A 20,147-nucleotide genomic window follows, 5' to 3' on the forward strand; every position below is an offset into this window, starting at 1 on the left:
TCCCTTCCCACATATCTCCTTCGTTCGACATGTACATGAGAACAGAATGGAGAATTGGAAGAATTTTTTTTATTATTCCTTAAAAGGATCCATCGCAACCGGAATTCCGATAATCTCATCCACCTTGTCTTTGAAGACCGCTTCTGCGATGGCAGACAAACCTCTCGCTGCTGCCCATTCATCAAGAACCAGTGGTCTCGTTCTAAGAATTTCGGTGACTCCCGGTTCAACGGCATCTGCCAGACTTCCACAGAGGGCGACCGGTGCACCGGGAGCCAGGAGGGCAAGCGAGGCACACTCCATCGCTGCAAACATGGCAAGGGCCGGAATCTGCTGATCTTCAGGCAGGGTCTTCCCGACACCGGCGTGGAGGAATGCATCGTTTGCTGATATTTCACCGGCATCCACTGCCCTGATAGCGTCGAGATCTAGTGCACCATGGACCCTCCCGGGTGCAAAGAGGCAGGCATCAAAACCTCCGACAATACGTCCGTCTCGTACCAGCAGAGAAACGGTATTGGAACTGATATCACAGACGATGCAGTCAGGGCCGAGATGCCGGATCACTTCGTATGCAATCCCGATCTTTTCAGGACTCGCCTGGTGGGAATACACTTTAAACCTGGGATCAGTAGGAGAGCCGCGGTGAAGGCCGGGAATGGCTACTGCAGGAATGCCACTTCTCTTCACCTCATCAAAGACCCGGGTTCCACCACCGGTATGTTCACCGGCGCCCTCCCGGCTGACAAGTCCACGGTTTTTCAGGTTCTGGATATTTGTTATTGCCGAGAAGTTGTCACCCATCGAGTAGGTTACTGCAATCCCCTCGATATCGTCAAGAGTATTATCTGGTGAGAGGCGTGCGAGATCGGTCATGCAAAAGCCGGTCGCTTCCTTACGCGGTATTTTAAACCAGGTACCCGCCCCTGCAAACCGCATGGCTGTTGTTCCGTGATCGATCCCGATGAACATGGCTTACGCTTAGGTAGAAGGAGAGGAATATTTGTATGGATGCGTAGTATCGTAACCGGCGGAGCCGGATTCATCGGTTCCCATATAGTTGATCACCTCGTAGCGCAGGGAGATGAGGTTGTGGTGATCGATGCCCTCCTCGCCGGAGACCTGCGTTTCATCAGCAGGCACATCGATTCAGGAGCAGTCAGGTTTGTCAGGGCAAACCTGCTCGAACCCGGATGGCAGGATGTCTGTGCAGGCGCCGACCGCGTATGGCATATCGCCGCAGATCCTGACGTCAGGGAGAGTGCGGTCACTCCTGACGCCCAGCTGAACAATACCATCATCGCAACCCACCGGGTGCTCGAAGCGATCAGAATACACAAGATCCCAGAGATCGTCTTCACATCAACCTCCACCGTATACGGGGAAGCCACCGTTATCCCGACACCGGAGACTTACACACCGATGGAGCCGGTCTCGGTGTATGGTGCAGCAAAACTCGCCTGTGAGGCACTGATATCTGCATACTGTCACAGCTTCGGGGTCAGGGGCTACATTTTCAGGTTTGCCAATATCATCGGCCCAAGAAGCGGACACGGGGTTATCACCGACTTTATCAGGAAACTCAAAGCAAACCAGAAGGAACTTGAGATCCTCGGAGATGGAAAACAGACCAAGTCATATCTTGAAGTGACCGCCTGTGTTGCCGCGATCTCGTACGTGATTGCACACGCCAATGAACAGGTGAACACCTACAACATCGGGTCAGAGGACTGGATCGATGTGACCACCATTGCAGATATCCTGGTACAAGAGGCAGGGCTCTCCGGTGTATCGTACCGGTACACCGGTGGGAGTCGCGGGTGGGTTGGAGACGTCCCAAAGATGCAACTCTCGGTTGAGAAACTCAAGACGCTCGGGTACACCCCGGAGATCGGCAGCCATGAGAGTGTCAGGCAGGCAGTCAGGGCAGCGCTCTCGGGGCAGTGATGAAGTACCTGATCGTCCTCGGGGACGGGATGGCAGATGAGCCGATCGCCGAACTCGGGGGAAGAACTCCACTTGAAGCGGCTGATACTCCGTTCATGGATCAGATCGCCAGGGAAGGAGCGATGGGTCTGCTCAAGACCGTTCCTGATGGATACCAGCCAGGAAGTGACATCGCCAACCTGGGCGTCCTTGGGTACGATGTGAAGACCTGCTACACAGGAAGAGGCGCTCTCGAAGCCGCAAGCATGGGGATCAATCTCGGACCTGCTGATATGGCATACCGGTGCAACCTCGTCACCATCACAGACGGGGTCATGACAGACTTCTCTGCAGGGCATATCAGCAGTCCGGAAGGGGCAGCTCTGCTTGAGGCGTTGAACGATGAACTCAGGAAGACAGATCGTTATAAAACGGCAGTTTTTTATCCAGGTGTCAGTTATCGCAATCTGATGGTCATGCCCGGTGGCGGAGGAGTCGAATCAACACCGCCACATGATATTGTAGATCAAAAGATCGAGGAGTGGCTCCCGAAGGGACCTGATCAGGATCTCATCCTCTCACTCATGGAGATCAGCAGCAGGGTCTTTGACAAGCACCCGGTCAACAAGGAACGGATTGCTGCAGGTAAAAAGCCGGTGACCCACATCTGGCCCTGGAGCAGCGGTAAGCGTCCGGAGATCTCACGTTTTTCGGAGCGGTGGGGGATATCAGCAGGAATGATCTCTGCCGTAGACCTTCTCAACGGGATTGCACAATATGCAGGAATGGAGATCATCAGGGTTCCTGGAGCAACCGGGTTCCTTGACACCGATTACAACGCCAAGGCACGATACGCCATAGAAGCACTCAAACGCCTTGACTTTCTCTATCTTCATGTCGAGGCACCAGATGAAGCAGGCCACATGGGAGACCTTAAAGAGAAGATCCTCGCGATCGAGCGGGTCGATGCCATGCTTGGTGTAATCATGCAGAACTTTGATGGCAGGATAGCAGTTCTGCCTGACCACCCTACCCCAATCAGGGTGAAGACCCATACCATGGAACCGGTTCCGTTTGCAATCAGGGGGATCAAAACAGACGGTTGCACCAGGTTCTCGGAGAAAGAGGCTGCTTCAGGCGGATTTGGATCGATGAAGGGGACTGACCTTCTCCCTCTCCTCCTCTCTGAGTAATTCCTGCAAAAGGGAAGCAGAGAGGAGAGGTGACTGATGTATCAGGGAACCGACAACATCTAGTCATCCCACCTCCAATACGTCACCAGAACCGGCCTCATTCAGAGAGAGACAGGGCTGTAATATAAAGGGGAAGCCATGCCGAAGAAGAGTTTACTGATGTGGGATGAGACCCTCTTCCGGGACCCCGACGTTTTTGAGATAGATTATATTCCCGATCAGTTCAACTACCGGGAGAACCAGATGCGTGAACTCTCCTTCCTTCTAAAGCCAGGGCTGAAAGGGGGAAGACCGCTCAACGCCATCATCAAAGGGACACCGGGTACAGGAAAGACCACGTCGGTCAGGAAGATCTTCAGCGATCTTGATGACATTGAATCGATGATGGTGCCGGTTCAGATCAACTGCCAGATCGAGAACACCCGCTTCTCCATCCTTTCAGAGATCTACAAGAAACTTGCCGGGCACCTCCCGTCAGCTGCCGGGAACTCATTCAAGCGGGTCTTTGAGTCGATTGCCCAGGCGATGATCGAACTGAACCGGGTCGTCGTGGTTGCCCTTGATGATGCGAACTACCTGCTTGTCGAGAATGAACTGAACAAGGTGCTCTATCTCCTTCTGAGATCCCACGAGGCATATCCGGGAACGCGGGTAGGGGTCATCGTTATCATATCTGACATGGAGGTCGATCTCTCCCGCGAGATCGACAGCCGCGTCAGGTCGGTCTTTTCCCCGACCGAGATCTACTTTCCTCCGTACGCAGAGGCAGAGGTCTACAACATCCTCCGCGAGAGGGTACTACAGGGATTTTATCCGGGTGTCCTCTCTGACGAGATGCTCAGGATCATTGCTGCCCACACGATGGCTTCAGCCGATCTCAGGGTCGGCATCGATATGCTGAAGCGATCGGCACTCAACGCAGAGATGGCAGCAGAGCGTGAGATCAGCAGAGAACATATCAGGGAAGCATATAAAGTATCGAAGTATGTCCATCTCCAGTACAGTCTGAAATCCCTCAATGCAGAGGAGAAATCCTTGATCAAACTGATCGCAAAGGAATCAAAGAGCGACGAGCAGCTCACAACCGGCGTTCTCTTTGAGATTGCAAAGAAGGAGCTGAAGATCGGGTACACAACCTTTTACGAGATGGTCCAGAAACTCGACAGTCTTCGCCTGCTCAACCTCCAGTTCAAGGAAGGAAGGGGCCGGACACGACTGATCAATCTCCGCTACGATCCGGATAAAATTCTTTTATATCTATAAAAGGGCGTTCTAAGACGGAATCGAAGTCTTCAATACAGTTCCATCCCAGATGTAAGTGTACTCCATGGGGGTTCGAACGTGATAAGTGTTAATGAATTAGCTCTTGAGATATTCGATAATCTCGCAAACTATTCTGAAGATTTTAATGTCGCATACCATGAACTTGACAACGGTGCCAAGATCGTGGACTGTGGTGTCTCTGTTGCCGGTGGATACGCTGCAGGTCGAGCATTTACTGAAATCTGTATGGGCGGTCTTGGAGAGGTCAACTTCAGGATGGGACAGATAAAGGACGTGCCGATGCCTTTCATCGAGGTCAGCACCGACTTTCCCGCGATCTCATGTCTAGGTGCACAGAAGGCCGGATGGACAGTTAAGGTTGGCAACTACTTTGCTATGGGTTCAGGGCCTGCCCGGGCACTTGCACTCAAGCCAAAGCACACCTTTGAGGTCATCGGATACGAGGACGAGAGCGACGATGCAGTCATCGCACTTGAATCTGATCACCTGCCAAACGGTGAGGTTATGGAGAAGATCGCAAAGGAATGCGGTATTGAGGTTGAGAACCTCTGTGCAGTAGTTGCACCAACCGCGTCCATCGTCGGTTCTATCCAGGTTTCCGGACGCTGCGTCGAGACCGCGATCTACAAGTTGAACGAACTCGGGTTTGACACCAAGAAGATCACCGCAGCCATCGGCTGTGCACCCATTCCGCCGGTAAAGGCAGATGCAACCAAGGCAATGGGCACGACCAATGATGCAACCATCTACCACGGTCAGATCAACCTTACGATGAAAGCACCTGAGATCAAGGATTACCTCGACAAGATCCCAAGCAACAAGTCAAAGGGATACGGCAAGCCGTTCTATGAGATCTTCAAGGAAGCAAACTTTGATTTCTATCAGATCGACACGTCGCTCTTCTCACCAGCCGAAGTCACCATCAACGAGCTGACTGAGGGCAAGGTGTACCATGTCGGGGCTGTTAACCCTGATGTAGTCCTCAAGTCCTTCGGCTACGAGTAAGAATACCGATACTCCTTTTTTTCCGAAGAGAGTCAGGATACTGACTGAGTTTTAGGAATGTAATTTCGAGTGCCAGACGTGAGGAACTTAAAAAAAGAATTATGCCTCGATACCGAGGGCACTGAGAAGATCTGCGAGAGGAATACCGTGAGCAGCAGCAGCCTCGCTGACAGTCTCGCCACGGCTGATCGCACATCCGACGCAGCCCATGCCAAATCGTGCAAAGACCGCTCCGGCATCAGGGTTTGCCTGAAGAACCTCAAGAATGGTTGAGTCCTTATTTACTGCCATGTGTACTATGTTGCAGATCAGTATGGAAAAAAGATACGGTAGAGGATCCCCAGACCCCTCTGTCAGAATTATTACGAAACAGATTGATACCTGGAGATCACATACACCCTCAGGAGAAAGGTACTCGGAGGGCAGTCACCCGGTCTGATACCTGTTTAGATCATGCTCTGGATATCCACCCGTTGTTTAAAAGATTCTCCGCTTGAGGTTACGCTTGAGAATCTGGGATCGCTTACCAGGGGAGTCGAGATTATTGATGGGGGAGCTCATCGCATCCCCTCGGTAAGCCTTCTTGAGTCGTTTCCGTACCGGTACTCGATACGTCTGCCACAGCTTGACATCAACCTGTCAAGTATTCTTGAACCGGTCAGGCAGGCATCGGTAGCCGTGGTCGTCGAACGGTTCACATTTGCTGCCGAGGTGAACGCTGATGTCATCGTGAACCCCGGATACCTGACGTCCTCTTCAGAATTTGCACAGGCACGCAAGCAGCTCTCACGGTCAAGCAGGGATCTGATTCAGGCTGCCGATGAGTACGGGGTCAGGTTCCTTATCAGGAACACCGGCAGGTGGTCGAAGTACCTGCTCAGAACGCCCGAAGACCTCGGGATGGTCAGTCAGGTCCCCCTTGCCCTTGATATCGGGCATGCCCATGCAAACGGATGTCTCCCGCAATTTCTGCATGACGGAGCGAGCAGGTACATGTACCTCTACGACTGTAAGGGGATCTCCGAAGATCACCAGGAGGTGGGTCAGGGATCGATCAACTTCAGCACAATTGCTACTGCGATGTATGCCCACGGTGCCCAGGGAGTTGTGGATGTCCCGACCTACCGGGGGGCCTATAATAGTATCAGGGCACTCAGGGAGTTTGGTATCGGATAACTGCCAGCCAGCAGTGCTCACTCGATCAGGGGAGATGAATGACAAGGTACAGGATCCTTTCATGGAACGTGAATGGCCTGCGTGCAATAGCAGGAAAGGAGGTTCATGATGGCAGAACATTTCCGGACTTTCTGCTCCATGATCAGCCTGACATCTGCGGTCTGCAGGAGACCAAGGTTGATGCGAAGAGCCTGCCGGCAGGTCTCGGGCGGATCGGTGACTATTTCTTTTATCTGAACCCGGCAGAGCGGAAGGGATACAGCGGGGTTGCGCTCTATTCAAAGAAAGAACCTGAGGAGATCTCGTATGGGTTCGGTGCTGATGAGTTTGACCACGAGGGGAGGACGATCATCGCAAGGTACCCCGAGTTCACCCTGTATACGATCTACTTCCCAAACGGAGGAGCATCAGAGGAAAGGCTTGCATTCAAACTCAGGTTCTATGATGCATTTCTGAATCATATCAGGGAACGAGAAGCAGCAGGAGAGCGAATTGTCATCTGCGGGGATGTCAACACCGCCCATCACCCGGTCGATCTCGCAAGGCCGAAAGAGAATGAGAGTGTATCCGGGTTTCTCCCGGTAGAACGCAGATGGCTCGACCTCCTCGTAGACGCAGGGTTCATCGACACCTTCAGGCTCTTTGAATCAGAAGGAGGCCATTACACCTGGTGGGACTACAAGACCAGGGCACGGTCACGCAATGTCGGCTGGCGTATCGACTACTTCTTTGTGAACGAACGGATGAGAGAGAACGTAGAAGCATCGCTGATCCGCAGCGATGTGATGGGATCTGATCACTGCCCGGTCGAACTGGTGCTCTCGTTCTGAACATCAGGTTGAATCAGAGTAGCGCTGGTTACGAGATCGGGTACCTGAGCAGGGCTGCAACTCCTCCGAGTTTCTCAAGCCGCTGGCCGGGTTCAAACTCTGTCGAGAGGATCACCACATCAGCCCTCATCGCTTCAGCCTCGGTGACGAGTGCAATCACGGAGGGGTTATGAAGACCGGTATCTGCAATCAGCAGGGTCTCGGCAGCCCCGAACTTCACAGCGTCAGAGACCTCCAGTTCTCCATATGCTACAGGCTCGCCTTTCGCGATCCGTGCCATGAGTTCGTCAAGGAACCTGACCTCACGTGCAAGCTGCAGATCACCGGTGAGCTTTTCAAGCACACCCTGCCCGATCACCTCCTGGACTGCTCCCCTGCCGCTCCGGCGAGTCTCGATGACCAGCACTGCACCGGCACGGCTTGGTTGCAGGGATTTGAGGCGCCGTGCAAAATCCTCCTTGATGAACCCGGGACCGGCGACGACGAGCGGTCCGGTCACCGGCTCCAGGATTGCACTGACAGCATCGTAGAGATCCTGCCTCGTGCTGCACTCCATCCCTTTCCCGCTTCCGGCTGTGAGCGAGAAGATCAGCCGCGGGCCGTAACTGTGCATCCGGTAGAGCTCGGCATCACCCTCCTCAATCGCCAGGATATGTACTGCTTCAGCGCCTGCACTCTTCACAGCACGGTCGATCCGGTCAAGGTCTGCCTGGTGCCAGGTTCTGATCACCGATATCTCATATCCGGGCTCCAGGTTCAGGGTATGATGTGAGCCCTCGTCTACCCCCTGCTCGATGATTCCGAAGACCCGCAGCCGGATCGCATACTCATGGAACTCAACCTGTTCAACTCTGATGCCAAGCCGCACTGGTCGCTTCTCCTGCTTCTCAGGCCTCAACTTGTCGGTTGCTCCTTCAACACTCCGGAGTGTTGTTGCAAAAACAAGACAGCCCGGGACCACCAGGTGTTTCAGATGCCAGAGGTCGTCTGATGACTCGGGAAAGAGTTTAATCTCCCCGAATGAGCGCTGGAGTTCACCGATATCAGCCTTCATACCCCTCTCATTTCAGCCTGATTTCGTTTCTTCCCTGATGTCAGATCCGCCTGGCGGAACAAAGGCTGCAATTGACTCGGTGTTGAGTGCAAACTTGAGTGCCTTCTGTTCTGACTCAGGAAGGCGGTCGCGAAGCACCCTGACAACTTTCTTTGCCACATCATTTGGTTCAAAGGTTCCCGGTGTCAGAAGCAGAAACAGTTCGGCACGGTTCTGCACGGCAGAAGCTGGCCCTCCGATGATCCGGGTCTCAGGTTTCTTCTGCAGGCCAATCGCAACCTCAAGGGGAACAGACTTAAACCACTGCCTCTCACCCCTGACCACGAACGAACCACGTGAGAGATATTCTCCTGACTCAGCCGTCTTTGAGACCTGGTCAGGTCGTGCTGCATAGACATCAGCGGTACCGAATCCGGATCTCCAGGCACCCGAGTAGGCTGCAGCAAACCGGGAGACCTCATCCCAATGTTCGGTCTTTCCTTTTACAACGATCACACTGGCCCCGTGAATGTCGGCATGGAGAAAGGTGTCTCCGCCTTCCAGGTATTTCTTCACGAGATCCTCGTTCTGACCGGCATCACGGCCGCCGATGACAAGGACGCCATCAGAAGTATAGAACCAGCGGAACCGGTGGAACCATTTGTTCTTTGGTTTGACATAGCCGGCAGCCTTTCTGACCGGCTGCTGGATCTGTCGCTCCATCGCAGCCCTGGCACCGGTCAGTTTCTTCTTGAACTTCTTGATCTGATCGTAGTTCCGTCCAGCATTCTGCTCCACGGTCTCATGAACAAAGATCTTTACTATGGCCCCGAGATCAAGATCCACTGCTGCTTCGGCTGGATAGACCTGCTTTATCCGCGTCCCAACACCCGAATTGTCAGCCTTGAGAATATCCTCTATCTCCTGCCAGGATTTCCTCTTTGCTGCAGTACCCAGGGTGTTGATTACTTCCTGAACAAAGGAGTACTCTTCATAGATCTTCTCGACGATCTCTTCGTACCGCTTGATCTGCCGCTCGAACTTTTTGACAGACTCTTCCTGCTGGCGCCGTATCCGTTCTTCACGAGAGATCTTCGGCCTTGCCTCTTTTACCTCTCGTACCTTCTTCGGATAGTAGACGACCAGTGCATCGCTGAATGTCGGGAAGGGACCCTGCAGAGTCGGGTCGGCTGTGATCACCGGATGACAGCCGCTTTTTGTGATAACCGCTGCCGGATGTTCCTGTGCTTCCTCAAGAAGGGCATGAATCGCATCATAAACGACCCCGCCGTCGGCTTCTGCGGCAGGTGTCTCCTTCGGGATACCGGCAGTCCTGCATACCTGTTCAGCATACATTCCACCCAGGAATGATCCGACTGCAAGTGCCCTGACGATATCACGATCGTCTGCCTTGAGCATGGCGATGTACTCATCACGGGTCTGCAGACTGACATCAGGCGGTGGAAACGAGTAGACAATCCCGGGAAGCACATCGCGGTCCTTGAACTTCTGCCTGGTCAGCGGCTGGGCAATTGTGTAATCCTCGTTGCAGAGGATGATATTGCCGATGTCGAAGACCTCGATGATCAGGTGGTAGACCTGATCAGACTTCTGAATATCGATGATGACTGTCCGCTGCAGTCCTCGTTGTCTGATGTCAAGGATTCTGCCCCCTGCCAGGTATTTGCGCAGCAGCATAGCAAATGCCGGGGGGATGATCGGAAACTCCGGAACTTCAGGAACAAGGTGAAGCCTTCGTCCCGGCTCGATCAAAAGTGTCCGCTTCTCCCGCTCCTTGGTATTCATCCGGATGGCTGCAATCCGATCTTCTCCGAGGTAGACCTTGTGGACCCAGAGCGGTAATAATCGCCGCAACTCGGCAGTTACCGCTACGAGATCCACCCCACTCATGCCCTGCTGAGTTGCCATATAATACTAACTTACATATGGACTCAAGACTAAAAAAGTAGGACAAGTGGGTACCCGAATGACAGAAGAATCGCTTCAGACTGCTCCAGAATCTGTTGATGCCGCGCCTGCGTCCGTTCCTGAACCTGACGACTATACCGGGCGCATTATCCGGACGATAATTGCTGTTGTCGCAGGATTCTTCGCTGGTCTCGTCTGCTATTTCTTTGAAGGAATGGCAACCAACTCAGCCGGGTCAGGCTCGGGAGTATTTGCTATCCTTGTTCTCATCGCCGCCATCATGATCCAGAAACATATCTTCATGGCATTGAGACTTCGGTACACCCTCGAAAAGAAAGACTGGTTCTACCAGGGTTTTATGACTTTTTCATTCTGGTTCGTGACCTGGACGATCCTCCTCACCGGCACTGCCTTGAAGGCAGCCTGATAACATATGCGAATTGCGGTAGTTCATAAAGATCGCTGTCACTCCCGCAAATGTGGCAGCGAATGTATCCTTTACTGTCCCCGTGTAAGGACCGGGGATGAGACCATCGCCCTTGATGAAGAAGGGAAGGCTCTCATCTCTGAGGAACTCTGTGTCGGGTGCGGTATCTGTGTAAAAAAATGTCCCTTTGAGGCCATCGATATCATTACGCTGCCCGAGGAACTTGAATATCCTACACACCGGTACGGGCCGAACAGCTTCGTGCTGTACGGAATGCCTGCACCTATCCAGGGGAAGGTCACCGGTGTACTCGGCGCAAACGGTATCGGTAAGTCAACCTCGGTAAAGATCCTTTCAGGCCAGCTCATCCCGAACATGGGATTTTTCGATGAAGAGGCCAGATGGGACACTATCCTGAAGAAGTACACCGGGACTGAACTCTTCGAGTACCTCCAGTTGCTCTCAAAAGGCGACGTAAAGGTATCGGTCAAGCCTCAGTACATCGATGTCATTCCCAAGGTATTCGATGGAGTGGTCAGGGATCTCCTGAAAACAACTGATGAACGAGGGATGCTCTCACATTATATCGAGAGGCTCTCCCTTACCGGCATTCTTGACCAGAACATCAAACTCCTTTCGGGTGGTGAACTCCAGCGGGTTGCACTCACCGCTGCCCTTGCCCGCGAGGCAGACTTCTACTTCCTTGATGAGATAACACCATTCCTTGATATTCATCAGCGGATGGCTGCTGCGCAGGTGATCAGAGAGCTTGCAGAAGAGAAGCCTATCGTGCTTATAGAGCATGACATCGCGATCCTTGACATGCTCGCCGACACTGTGCATGTGGCATACGGTAAACCTGCAGTCTTTGGTATCATCACCAGACCGAAAGGAGTGAGGATCGGTATCAACCAGTATCTTGATGGGTTCCTTGCAGAAGAGAACGTCAGGATTCGGGATTATCCGGTCACCTTCGAGATCAGGACCCACGATGAAGGTGCTAAGAAGAGCCAGCTGATGAAGATCCCACCGATGTCAAAGAAGTTTGACCGGTTCTCACTTCAGGTGAACGGCGGTGACATCAGGGCAGGTGAAGTGATCGGAGTTGTGGGTGCAAATGGTATCGGAAAATCGACATTCGCCCAGCTTCTAGCAGGAGCTGTAAAACCCGATACAGGGGAGATGACCGATACAGTAAGGATCTCTTACAAACCCCAGTATGTCAAGGCCGATTCGACCGATACGGTAGAGTTCACTCTTCGGCAGATCACAAAGGCCTTTGACTCTGGCAGATACCAGCATGATATCATCGAACCCCTCTCATTAGAACCGATCCTCCAGTCACCGTTAAGCACTCTTTCAGGTGGTGAACTTCAGAGGGTCTCGATCGCGGTCTGTCTCTCTCGGGATGCTGACCTCTATGTGCTTGATGAGCCGAGTGCCCACCTTGACGTAGAGCAGCGGATGAAACTGACCAAGGTATTCAGGCAGCAGATCGAGGGCAAAGAGGCTGCAGTGCTGGTGATCGACCACGACATCTATGTTATCGATATCATCAGTGAACGTCTGCTCGTCTTTGAAGGAACCCCGGGGATCGAAGGTCGTGCAACCGGACCGTTTGACATGCGTGAAGGAATGAACAAGTTCCTGAACGAATTGAATGTAACCTTCAGACGTGACAAGAGCGGACGGCCCCGGATAAACAAGCCGGGATCATTCCTCGACCGCGATCAGATCGCCAGGGGCGAATACTACTACCAGGACCCTGAGAATTAATCGGGTTCACTTTTTTTCAGGCTGAAGAAAAAGAAAGTCAACGTTAGCATAACAACAGACTCGTGTTTTCAAATCAGAAAAAAAGAACGATATCAGGTTCTTGTTACTTGTTGATAGTCTGACCTGACGGGAATGAAACTGTCGTTGTGGTAGTAGTTGGAGCAGATGAAGTTGAGAGATTCGAAGTAGATGAACTTGAATTCGCTGTGACATTGGTCTGGTTACTGTTTGCAGGTGTGACAATCGCAACCGGGGCTGCAGTTTTAACAGGAACGACAGGTGCTGAGGTCACAACAGGGACTGATGTCTGATTTTCGGTCTTCTGAACAGAGGTTGTAGAGGTGTTGTTCACCGGAACCTGGGTTGAGACCGAAAGGATCGAAGCTGAACCTGATGCAGTCGGGACTGCTGTCGGGGCTGTGGTCATAACCGGAGCAACGGTCTTGACAGGTGTTGCATTAACCGGTACCATGGTGACTGCGGGAACAGCGGTTGCTGAACTGCTGTTCACCGGGACCTGGGTTGAGATCGAAAGGATCGTCGGTGAACCTGAAGATGCAGGAACTGCTGCAGTCGGTACAGCGGTAATAACAGGAGCTGCCTGAACCGGGCTTGAAGGTACTGATGCGGCCTGCATCATCGAGACAGGTGCAGTTGTAACTACCGGGGCTGCTGCCTGGACTGGAACTGCACTGGATGTGGCCGGGGTGACCGGCTGTGCCTGCATAGGAGTTACCACAGTTGGAGTCTGGGACGAAGGCTGAGAGCCTGTGCCCGGCTTGACAACAACTGGAGCTCCTCCGGTTGTCAGAGCCATCTCGGCGCTGGTTCCAGGGGTGTACTGAACCGACTGATCTGTCACTGTGTCTCCGATCTTGAACGTGATCATCGGAGCACCACCTGAAAAGTCATTCTCTCCGGAGAGAACGATCAGGCGCTCATCAAAGGTTCCTGTGCCACCGTACTTACCGGTCTCCTTGATCCTGATACTTCCCTGTTTCACACCGTTCACATATGCGGTGATCTCAGTTCCGACAGCAACCGGAGTCCCTCCGTTTGTTGCGGTTCCATAGAATTCACAGGGAAGCTGGGGAGAGGCGCTACCAGGTGCGATACAGAAGGTCATCAGGATAACAAGACCTGACATGACCAGAAACCAACCCTTGCGGTTTTCGATATATGACATAATAAATCACTCTAAAAAAATTAGGGAATAAATTCCCTGCCTTTGACTATTACCATCCAGTGTAGTCATCAGGCATGATGACATTTTTGACATTGGTTGCGATATCGTAGAAGTATTTGAACTCCTCACGATCGGTGGAGGTGATCTGCAGGTTCGTTATAGAACCTGGAGTAAACGGATAACTCTGTTTCCAGGTATCTGTTGACAACGGATTTTTTACCCGTGCCTTGTACCAGTATTCAAAGCCCTGTGGCTTGATCCAGAAGGTGATCGGGTCACTCTGATTCAGAGCGGTATACGGAACCTCGACGGTGAGCATCTCATTGCCCTCGGGGTCACCGAAATCACCGAACTTTGCAACAGAGATCGGATTAGTCGGGCTGTTGAGATCAACGCCCTCGGTTGTTGCCATGACCCGGTCACCTACCCGCAGCGGATACCCGTTAAACTCGGCCTTTCCGTAGAACTTCTGCGGTGACCAGGCTTCGGGAGTTGGTGTCGGGGTGACTGTTGGAATTGCCGTCGGGACTGCTCCGACCCACAGGTGCAGGTTCTCATTCTCTGTCGATGTACTGTATGTGACATCGCTGGTGAAGTTTGAACCGTCACGGATCATTGCCGGAGCTGCAACCTGCCAGTTCGGGGCAGTGACCCAGAATGTGATGTTGGCTCCTTCAGGAACACATCTGCCCTGCACTGCAAGTTTGTCAGCCCAGGAACTATTACCGCCACCAAAGTATGCAGCCGAGGTCATGGTGATCGGGTTCTGTGAACCACTCACATCATACCCTTCGATCCTGGCTTCGATAACCGTGTCCACAACCCCGTTTGGATCGCAGTTCTCACAGGAACTGTTCTCTTCGAGATATTCATCACCGGTGTGAATATGGACATCTCCAGAGAAGGTCATCGGGATCGACGGAACACCCGGACAGTCGCTTGTTGGAACGGGCGTCACGGGGATCGGCGGGATAACATCAGGCTGGCGGCCGGTTGCCACCAGATCAAGACTCTTCTCCTTACCTGGTTCATACGGTATTGTCCAGAGGAGCGATCCATTCTCTGCTTTCACATAGGCACGGAGCTGGCTGTAACTCTCGTCAGCAACGTAGAACTCAAGATCAGTGCCTGCCGGAATTCCCTGGATCTGTAGTTTTGGCGAGAATGTACCTGTCTTTCCAAAGATTCCTTTTGCAGTCTTGATCGGGTTATACTGGCCACTGACGTTATACCCGGTTGCCCGGGCTTCTACAGTTCCACCAACCGTAATCGGCTGACCATAGAGTTCAACAGTGCCGTAGAAGCTTTCAGGAACCTGCGGAACCGGCAGAACAGTCATCGTCGGAACCGGTGTGGGCTCCACCATCGTCTTTACGTACTCTTTCCGTATCTTGGTGGAGATGGCCCCTTCCTGGTTTGTGATGGTCAGGGTGACGGTGTAATTTCCTGGATTGTCAAAGACATGAACCGGGTTTGCAACCAGATCCGACTTCCCATCGCCAAAGTCCCAGGACCAGAGAGTTGGTGCACCCTGGGAGTGATCGGTGAACCTGACGCTGAGTGGAGCAACACCGTTCACAGGTTCGGCGGTGAAGTCTGCCTCAAGCCCGCCAGGAACCGTTACAGTGATGAATGCATCCTTCTGCTTGGAACTCTCTGTTCCATGGGCATCTTTTACCATGAGTGAGACGGTGTAGGTTCCAGGCAGTTCATACTGATGTACGGGATCCTTCTGTGTGTCGGTCTGGCCGTCACCAAAGTCCCATTTCCATGAGCCAGGCATACCACTCGATGTGTCCCTGAAATGAACAGTGAGAGGCGCCTTGCCGGACATTGGATCGGCAGTGAAGTCTGCTGCGAACTTGCCCTGCTTGACAACGGTTATGTACCCGGACTTTGTCTCGGTATCAGTTCCTCCGGTCTGGGATGAGACTGTGAGAGTGACAGAATAGGTTCCTGCCTTGTCATAGGTATGAACCGGATCAGCAACCATGTCGCTTGCCCCGTCACCAAAGTCCCAGGACCACATCGTGGGTTGTCCGGACGACAGATCCTTGAAATGGACAGTAAGGGGTTCTGCTCCGGACTGAACGTCAGAGCGAAAATCAGCAGAGATCTCATCAGGAGTTCCAGGCTGAATTTCTGGCAACGGCATCACGGGGATCGATGGATCTGGTGATGGCGGAAGCGGGATCGGAACTGCAGTTACCCGTGCAGTCGGCTCGGAAGACTGCTCTGCCTGTTTCTCCACAGGTGCAGGAGCCGGCGCTACTGACGGCTCACTTGTCTTTGCTGCAGCAGGTTCTCCACCAAGTGAGAGTTGCACTTCATTGCTTGTTCCCGGGACAAATGACGATTCAGGAGTTGCCTTCTGACCGTCAATCCAGAACGTAACCTTCGGCGTTCCTCCGGAGAGATCAGAATCTTCTGCTACGACCTTTAGTCGTTTGTCAAATGTTCCGGCCCCTCCAAGGGTTTCTTCAGTCTCAAGGACAAACTGACCACGCTCCTGGTCTCCCAATTTTGCTACAACAATAGTTCCCACAGGAGCTGGACTGCCCCCGATGGTGACCGTTCCGTAGAATTCACACGGAAGTGCCGGAGCACCGGCTAATGCAATTGTTATCAGGGAAAAAAGGAGTATTGTAGCCAGGCCTGCCCGTGAGGCTACAGATACTACTGACATTTTTCTCACACACCGATTGCAGCAAGGGTACCGGCAGTCTCCATGTAGAGCCAGTATCCCTTTGATGGATAGAGATAGGTGTTCTCACCCTGGCCACCGTTGACCATGGTCTGTTCCCACTGCTGCCGCTGATTATCAAATCCGCGGGCATAGATCCACGAGCTCTTCACCGAGCTGAATGTATCCTTTGCAGGTGCCGGAGTTGCACCGGTAAATCCAACCGCTGCCCATCCTGACGGGAGGCTTCTGGTTGGCGGAGTCTGAACCACGTTGTTCTTGAATGTCAGGTTGATTGTGGTCTGTGAGACTGAGTAGACCCAGTATCCGTAGAGTGGCTCAATCTTTGTGCTGGTCAGAACCTGGTCCCAGTACTGGCTTAACGGATCATAACTCCAGATCGCGTGCCCGCCGGTTGGTACCCTGCCAAAGACATCGCTTGCATTGGATGCTGAGTCAGAGAGTGTCCGTGCAACAGAAACGAAGTTCCATCCACTGTAGAGAGTGATGTTGGTCGGGTCGATCGGAGACGGTGTGATAGTCGGCTGCGGTCCGCCTGCGACCTGGATGTAATCCTTCTTCACCTCACGGTCAACCTCGTCACCGAGTGTTGCTGTCAGCGTTACCGTGTACTTCCCACCAAACTGGTAGGTGTGCACCGGATCCTTGACACCGGTAGAGGTTGATCCGTCACCGAAGTCCCAGAACCAGTTGCTCGGGGATCCGGTTGTCTTGTCAGTGAACTGCACCTTCAATGGTGCTGCTCCTGATGTGGGGGCAGCCGAGAAGTCTGCGTTGATGGTCGAGTCTCTGACAGTGATGTAATCCACTACTGATGTTGAGTCCTTGTCACCGTTGTTGTTCATCACGGTGAGAGTGACTGAGTACTTGCCTGCCTCACTGTAGGTGTGCTTCGGGTTCTGATCAGTTGAGGTGGTCTTGTCCCCAAAGTCCCAGGTCCAGGAGGTCAGGTCGTCACCGGTCGACTTGTCAGTGAACTGAACCTCAAGTGGCTTGTTCCCTGATGTCGGGGTTCCGGTGAATGCTGCAGTCGGAACCCGGTTGTCAACAAGGGTGAAGTTGAGGTAGAGGAACTGATCATCAATCAGGTTCTCTTCGTCGTACTTCTTGATCTCGCTGACAGCCTGGCTTCCCTGGTAGTATCCTGGTCCATCAAGTGGGAAGAGTTTGCTCCACTCGATCGGATAGGAGGTTACCATCCAGATCTGGTTCGGATCAACTGCTGATCTGACATCGGTCTCCTTGAGGAGATCGAACTTGTGGTTGTACATCGGGTGCTGAAGGATGACAGTGTACTCACCGGGTTTGAGATCACAGAACTGCAGGTAGTTGAGCAGGTTGATCTTAAACGTGTCATCGTTGTACACCGGAATCTTGGCGTTGACATACTTGTCGTTACCGACCTTGCTTTCGCCGAAGATCCACATGTTCAGTTCGCTGGTGCTGTTGTTGCCACTACCGGTGTGCGGGAATCCGCATGCTGAACCTTCGAGCAGAACCTCGTCGAGTGAGGTTGCCTTGCATCCGCTAGCACAGCACTCGATCGGTTTTGTGATCGTGTCGGGTGTGATGACTCCTGCAAAGCATGGCTCATCAAGCGTGATGTCGGCGGTTGTCACCGCAGTGCATGCACATTCGACACAGCAGGCGTTGACCGGAAGGCTGGATGCATAGATGGTGTAGCTTCCCGGGTTGATCGGGACGTTAGCCGTCTTCCAGACATACTTCCAGGTTCCATCGTTCTTGACCGGGACCTTGATTGCAGTGAACTGTTCTGCTTCCTCAATACAACCGTAGTTGATCGAGTCAAGGAACGGCTGAACTACATTGTTTGCTGCGTCTGCCTTCTTGATGTAGAGCAGGTCATTACCGCACTTGTTCTGGCAGTTTGCCCCGGTCATGAAGAGGTAAACGTAGTCAGAGTCGGTGTTGGTTCCTGACAGAGTGATCGAGTCGCCAAGGTAGAACGGTGCAGTGCCGTTGATGCTCATGGTGATGGCACCCTTGTTGACTGTTATCAGGTTGTCACCGGTGAGAACCTTGCTCGGGTCAGAGTCCACGTTCTGCACATGGATACGGTAGGTGCGGTCTGGTGCAATGTCGGCTCCTGCATTGAACTGAACAGTCCTGTATCCAGGAGACGGATCGTTGTCACCGTCTGTGGTTACCTCTGCGTAATAGTAGACACCGTTGTAGAGTACATCCTTTGCATTCGGTTTGTCATCGGTTGGAACAGTGTCCCTGATTACCTTGGCTCTGCCACAGCAATCCGGTGCAAGGGCAGTCTCACCAATTGTAAATGCTCCGGCTTCCGGATCAAAGACGATCTTTCCGTTTGCAACTCCTGACTGGTTCGGCTCGATCATTGGTGGGCGTTCGCATGCTGCACCACTCATCTTGAGGTCACCACAATCAGTAACACTGGTTGTACTGTTCGGACACTCCATGATCGAGATGATATACTTCTTGCCCGGTTTTCCTCCTATGGTAACATAGAACGAGTTTCCACGGGTGATGCTGGTAGAGTTGATTGCAACCTCGATGCTCTCATCAACGAGTGTGGCACTGATGGTGGATGAGACAGAGTGGCCGACTGCAGTTCCGGTGTAGTTCTTCTTGATGTTGTTCAGGTTAACTTCTGCGTAGAACTTGTACTCACCATTTGGATAGAGGCGGGACTCATCTGTTGCCAGTGCTCCGGTATTCCATCCTGAAGTTACCTTGTCGTTCTTTGGCCAGAACCATGGGTTTGTACTGACGACAAGTTTTCTGAGTGAGATGTCCTGTCCGGATACGTTTGCCAGTGTTCCCTGAAGGGTCTGGTAGGTTACCTGGGTTGTGTTAGAGGAACCTACAATGTTGATGATGCCTTTGTCTGCATCAGTAAGGTTTGCACCACGCTGGGTGATTGCAGAATACAGGTTGGTCTCAAGGCGGAAGTTGACCATGTTGCCGACAGGAATCTTGCTGCCGTCATTGGCGATATCCTGATCTTCGTTCTGGTTCCAGATCCGCATTCCAAGGGTTGGATCCTTCACGATGAAGGCAACCTGTTTGGCTTTTGAACCGCTCCAGATCCACCAGTATCCGAGTTTGTCAGTGAACTGGGACGGATCGATAAAGAAACTCTTTGCACTGTCTATTGTGATTGTTGCTGCAGGTTCGGTCAGAGCCTTGTCTGATGTTGCACTGAACCATGCAATTGTGTCTCCATCGTTGAGGAAGAGTGAGACATCAAGGCCTTCTTCTCCAAGGAAGACATCTCCTCCCTGGGGAACTACACTGAGTTTGCTCAGGGCAGCACTTGGGAAGTGAAGGTCAAGTGGAAGGGTAATCCCTGGTTCGTAGGTGGTGGTCTCTTCTGCCTGAACTCCGTTGAGCCAGAAGGTCACGGTTGCACCACGAAGAGATTCGTTTGCACCGGACTGGACCATCATCGGGCTGGTTTCACTACCATATATCCCGTTTGAGACTACGGTAGCACTACCTGCATCGACTCCTTCAATGTCTGCAGAAATTACAAGGCCGGGAGAGGCATTGGCACTCCCGATGTATGCAGTTCCGGTAAGGAACTCTGGAAGTACCTGCTTTATCTCTTCTGCAGATACGGCCATTCCTCCCCCGATAACCAGGAGGAGGAGGGCACAGATCAGTATTCGTCTGAGTATGGATGTCATC

15 protein-coding genes are annotated in these 20,147 nt (G+C 52.7%); 8 read left to right on the plus strand and 7 right to left on the minus strand.

The features are described from left to right. Positions 1–72 precede the first annotated feature (72 nt). A complete protein-coding gene (locus ACHZA2_RS02415; RefSeq protein WP_319578388.1) occupies positions 73–972 on the minus strand; it encodes a methanogenesis marker 12 protein in 900 nt (299 codons plus the stop codon). Between the two features lie 39 nt (positions 973–1,011). Between ACHZA2_RS02415 and ACHZA2_RS02420 the strand changes: the two genes are divergently transcribed. The 4 genes from ACHZA2_RS02420 to mch all read left to right on the plus strand — a co-directional run bounded on the left by ACHZA2_RS02420 (position 1,012) and on the right by mch (position 5,408). Then, complete coding sequence (locus tag ACHZA2_RS02420; RefSeq protein ID WP_319578389.1) at positions 1,012–1,947, plus strand: NAD-dependent epimerase/dehydratase family protein; 936 nt, start codon at positions 1,012–1,014, stop codon at positions 1,945–1,947. After that, positions 1,947–3,119, plus strand: a complete 1,173-nt coding sequence (locus tag ACHZA2_RS02425; RefSeq protein WP_319578390.1) for a cofactor-independent phosphoglycerate mutase — start codon at positions 1,947–1,949, stop codon at positions 3,117–3,119. The genes ACHZA2_RS02420 and ACHZA2_RS02425 overlap by 1 nt, the downstream gene beginning before the upstream one ends. A 138-nt stretch (positions 3,120–3,257) precedes the next feature. Further along, positions 3,258–4,382 (plus strand): ORC1-type DNA replication protein, encoded by a 1,125-nt coding sequence (locus ACHZA2_RS02430; RefSeq protein WP_319540380.1) that lies wholly within the window; start codon positions 3,258–3,260, stop codon positions 4,380–4,382. A 78-nt stretch (positions 4,383–4,460) separates the two neighbouring features. Further along, positions 4,461–5,408: a methenyltetrahydromethanopterin cyclohydrolase gene (mch, locus tag ACHZA2_RS02435; RefSeq protein WP_319540379.1), complete on the plus strand. Its 948-nt coding sequence runs from the start codon at positions 4,461–4,463 to the stop codon at positions 5,406–5,408. A gap of 99 nt (positions 5,409–5,507) precedes the next feature. Here the strand turns inward: mch and ACHZA2_RS02440 are convergent, their stop codons facing one another. Then, a complete protein-coding gene (locus ACHZA2_RS02440; RefSeq protein WP_319578391.1) occupies positions 5,508–5,699 on the minus strand; it encodes a DUF1858 domain-containing protein in 192 nt (63 codons plus the stop codon). A 162-nt stretch (positions 5,700–5,861) separates the two neighbouring features. On the opposite strand from ACHZA2_RS02440, the gene ACHZA2_RS02445 reads away from it, so the two are divergent. Together ACHZA2_RS02445 and ACHZA2_RS02450 are read left to right on the plus strand one after the other, a co-directional pair. Beyond that, positions 5,862–6,584 (plus strand): TIM barrel protein, encoded by a 723-nt coding sequence (locus ACHZA2_RS02445; RefSeq protein ID WP_319578392.1) that lies wholly within the window; start codon positions 5,862–5,864, stop codon positions 6,582–6,584. A 38-nt stretch (positions 6,585–6,622) separates the two neighbouring features. Further along, positions 6,623–7,414 (plus strand): exodeoxyribonuclease III, encoded by a 792-nt coding sequence (locus ACHZA2_RS02450; RefSeq protein WP_319578393.1) that lies wholly within the window; start codon positions 6,623–6,625, stop codon positions 7,412–7,414. 28 nt (positions 7,415–7,442) lie between these two features. On the opposite strand, the gene ACHZA2_RS02455 is transcribed toward ACHZA2_RS02450, so the two are convergent. Both ACHZA2_RS02455 and rqcH read right to left on the minus strand, forming a co-directional pair. Next, complete coding sequence (locus tag ACHZA2_RS02455; protein ID WP_319578394.1) at positions 7,443–8,468, minus strand: mRNA surveillance protein pelota; 1,026 nt, start codon at positions 8,466–8,468, stop codon at positions 7,443–7,445. Between the two features lie 12 nt (positions 8,469–8,480). After that, on the minus strand, positions 8,481–10,376 hold the full coding sequence (gene rqcH / locus ACHZA2_RS02460; RefSeq protein WP_319578395.1) for a ribosome rescue protein RqcH: 1,896 nt from the start codon (positions 10,374–10,376) through the stop codon (positions 8,481–8,483). 58 nt (positions 10,377–10,434) lie between these two features. Here rqcH and ACHZA2_RS02465 point away from each other — a divergent pair, with 58 nt between their 5' ends. Further along, positions 10,435–10,803 carry a hypothetical protein gene (locus ACHZA2_RS02465; RefSeq protein ID WP_319578396.1) on the plus strand — a complete coding sequence of 123 codons (369 nt, stop codon included), beginning with the start codon at positions 10,435–10,437 and terminating at the stop codon, positions 10,801–10,803. Between the two features lie 6 nt (positions 10,804–10,809). Next, positions 10,810–12,579, plus strand: coding sequence for a ribosome biogenesis/translation initiation ATPase RLI (locus ACHZA2_RS02470; protein ID WP_319578397.1), 1,770 nt, complete (start codon positions 10,810–10,812; stop codon positions 12,577–12,579). A 103-nt stretch (positions 12,580–12,682) separates the two neighbouring features. Here the strand turns inward: ACHZA2_RS02470 and ACHZA2_RS02475 are convergent, their stop codons facing one another. Genes ACHZA2_RS02475 through ACHZA2_RS02485 form a run of 3 tightly spaced genes read right to left on the minus strand, consistent with a single transcriptional unit; the run spans position 12,683 to position 20,146 of the window. After that, on the minus strand, positions 12,683–13,765 hold the full coding sequence (locus ACHZA2_RS02475) for a hypothetical protein (RefSeq protein ID WP_319578398.1): 1,083 nt from the start codon (positions 13,763–13,765) through the stop codon (positions 12,683–12,685). A gap of 49 nt (positions 13,766–13,814) precedes the next feature. Continuing rightward, positions 13,815–16,451, minus strand: coding sequence for a PKD domain-containing protein (locus ACHZA2_RS02480; RefSeq protein WP_319578399.1), 2,637 nt, complete (start codon positions 16,449–16,451; stop codon positions 13,815–13,817). A gap of 5 nt (positions 16,452–16,456) precedes the next feature. Continuing rightward, a complete protein-coding gene (locus tag ACHZA2_RS02485) occupies positions 16,457–20,146 on the minus strand; it encodes a DUF3821 domain-containing protein (RefSeq protein WP_319578400.1) in 3,690 nt (1,229 codons plus the stop codon). Position 20,147 lies beyond the last annotated feature (1 nt).

Source organism: uncultured Methanospirillum sp. (genome assembly GCF_963668415.2).
Classification (GTDB): Archaea; Halobacteriota; Methanomicrobia; order Methanomicrobiales; family Methanospirillaceae; genus Methanospirillum.

Excerpts from the sequence above, each read along its gene's own strand:
- ACHZA2_RS02415 (WP_319578388.1), bottom strand. The coding sequence starts at position 972 with ATGTTCATCGGGATCGATCACGGAACAACAGCCATGCGGTTTGCAGGG.
- ACHZA2_RS02420 (WP_319578389.1), top strand. The coding sequence starts at position 1,012 with ATGCGTAGTATCGTAACCGGCGGAGCCGGATTCATCGGTTCCCATATA.
- ACHZA2_RS02425 (WP_319578390.1), top strand. The coding sequence starts at position 1,947 with ATGAAGTACCTGATCGTCCTCGGGGACGGGATGGCAGATGAGCCGATC.
- ACHZA2_RS02430 (WP_319540380.1), top strand. The coding sequence starts at position 3,258 with ATGCCGAAGAAGAGTTTACTGATGTGGGATGAGACCCTCTTCCGGGAC.
- ACHZA2_RS02440 (WP_319578391.1), bottom strand. The coding sequence starts at position 5,699 with ATGGCAGTAAATAAGGACTCAACCATTCTTGAGGTTCTTCAGGCAAAC.
- ACHZA2_RS02445 (WP_319578392.1), top strand. The coding sequence starts at position 5,862 with ATGCTCTGGATATCCACCCGTTGTTTAAAAGATTCTCCGCTTGAGGTT.
- ACHZA2_RS02450 (WP_319578393.1), top strand. The coding sequence starts at position 6,623 with ATGACAAGGTACAGGATCCTTTCATGGAACGTGAATGGCCTGCGTGCA.
- ACHZA2_RS02455 (WP_319578394.1), bottom strand. The coding sequence starts at position 8,468 with ATGAAGGCTGATATCGGTGAACTCCAGCGCTCATTCGGGGAGATTAAA.
- rqcH (WP_319578395.1), bottom strand. The coding sequence starts at position 10,376 with ATGGCAACTCAGCAGGGCATGAGTGGGGTGGATCTCGTAGCGGTAACT.
- ACHZA2_RS02465 (WP_319578396.1), top strand. The coding sequence starts at position 10,435 with ATGACAGAAGAATCGCTTCAGACTGCTCCAGAATCTGTTGATGCCGCG.
- ACHZA2_RS02470 (WP_319578397.1), top strand. The coding sequence starts at position 10,810 with ATGCGAATTGCGGTAGTTCATAAAGATCGCTGTCACTCCCGCAAATGT.
- ACHZA2_RS02475 (WP_319578398.1), bottom strand. The coding sequence starts at position 13,765 with ATGTCATATATCGAAAACCGCAAGGGTTGGTTTCTGGTCATGTCAGGT.
- ACHZA2_RS02480 (WP_319578399.1), bottom strand. The coding sequence starts at position 16,451 with ATGTCAGTAGTATCTGTAGCCTCACGGGCAGGCCTGGCTACAATACTC.
- ACHZA2_RS02485 (WP_319578400.1), bottom strand. The coding sequence starts at position 20,146 with ATGACATCCATACTCAGACGAATACTGATCTGTGCCCTCCTCCTCCTG.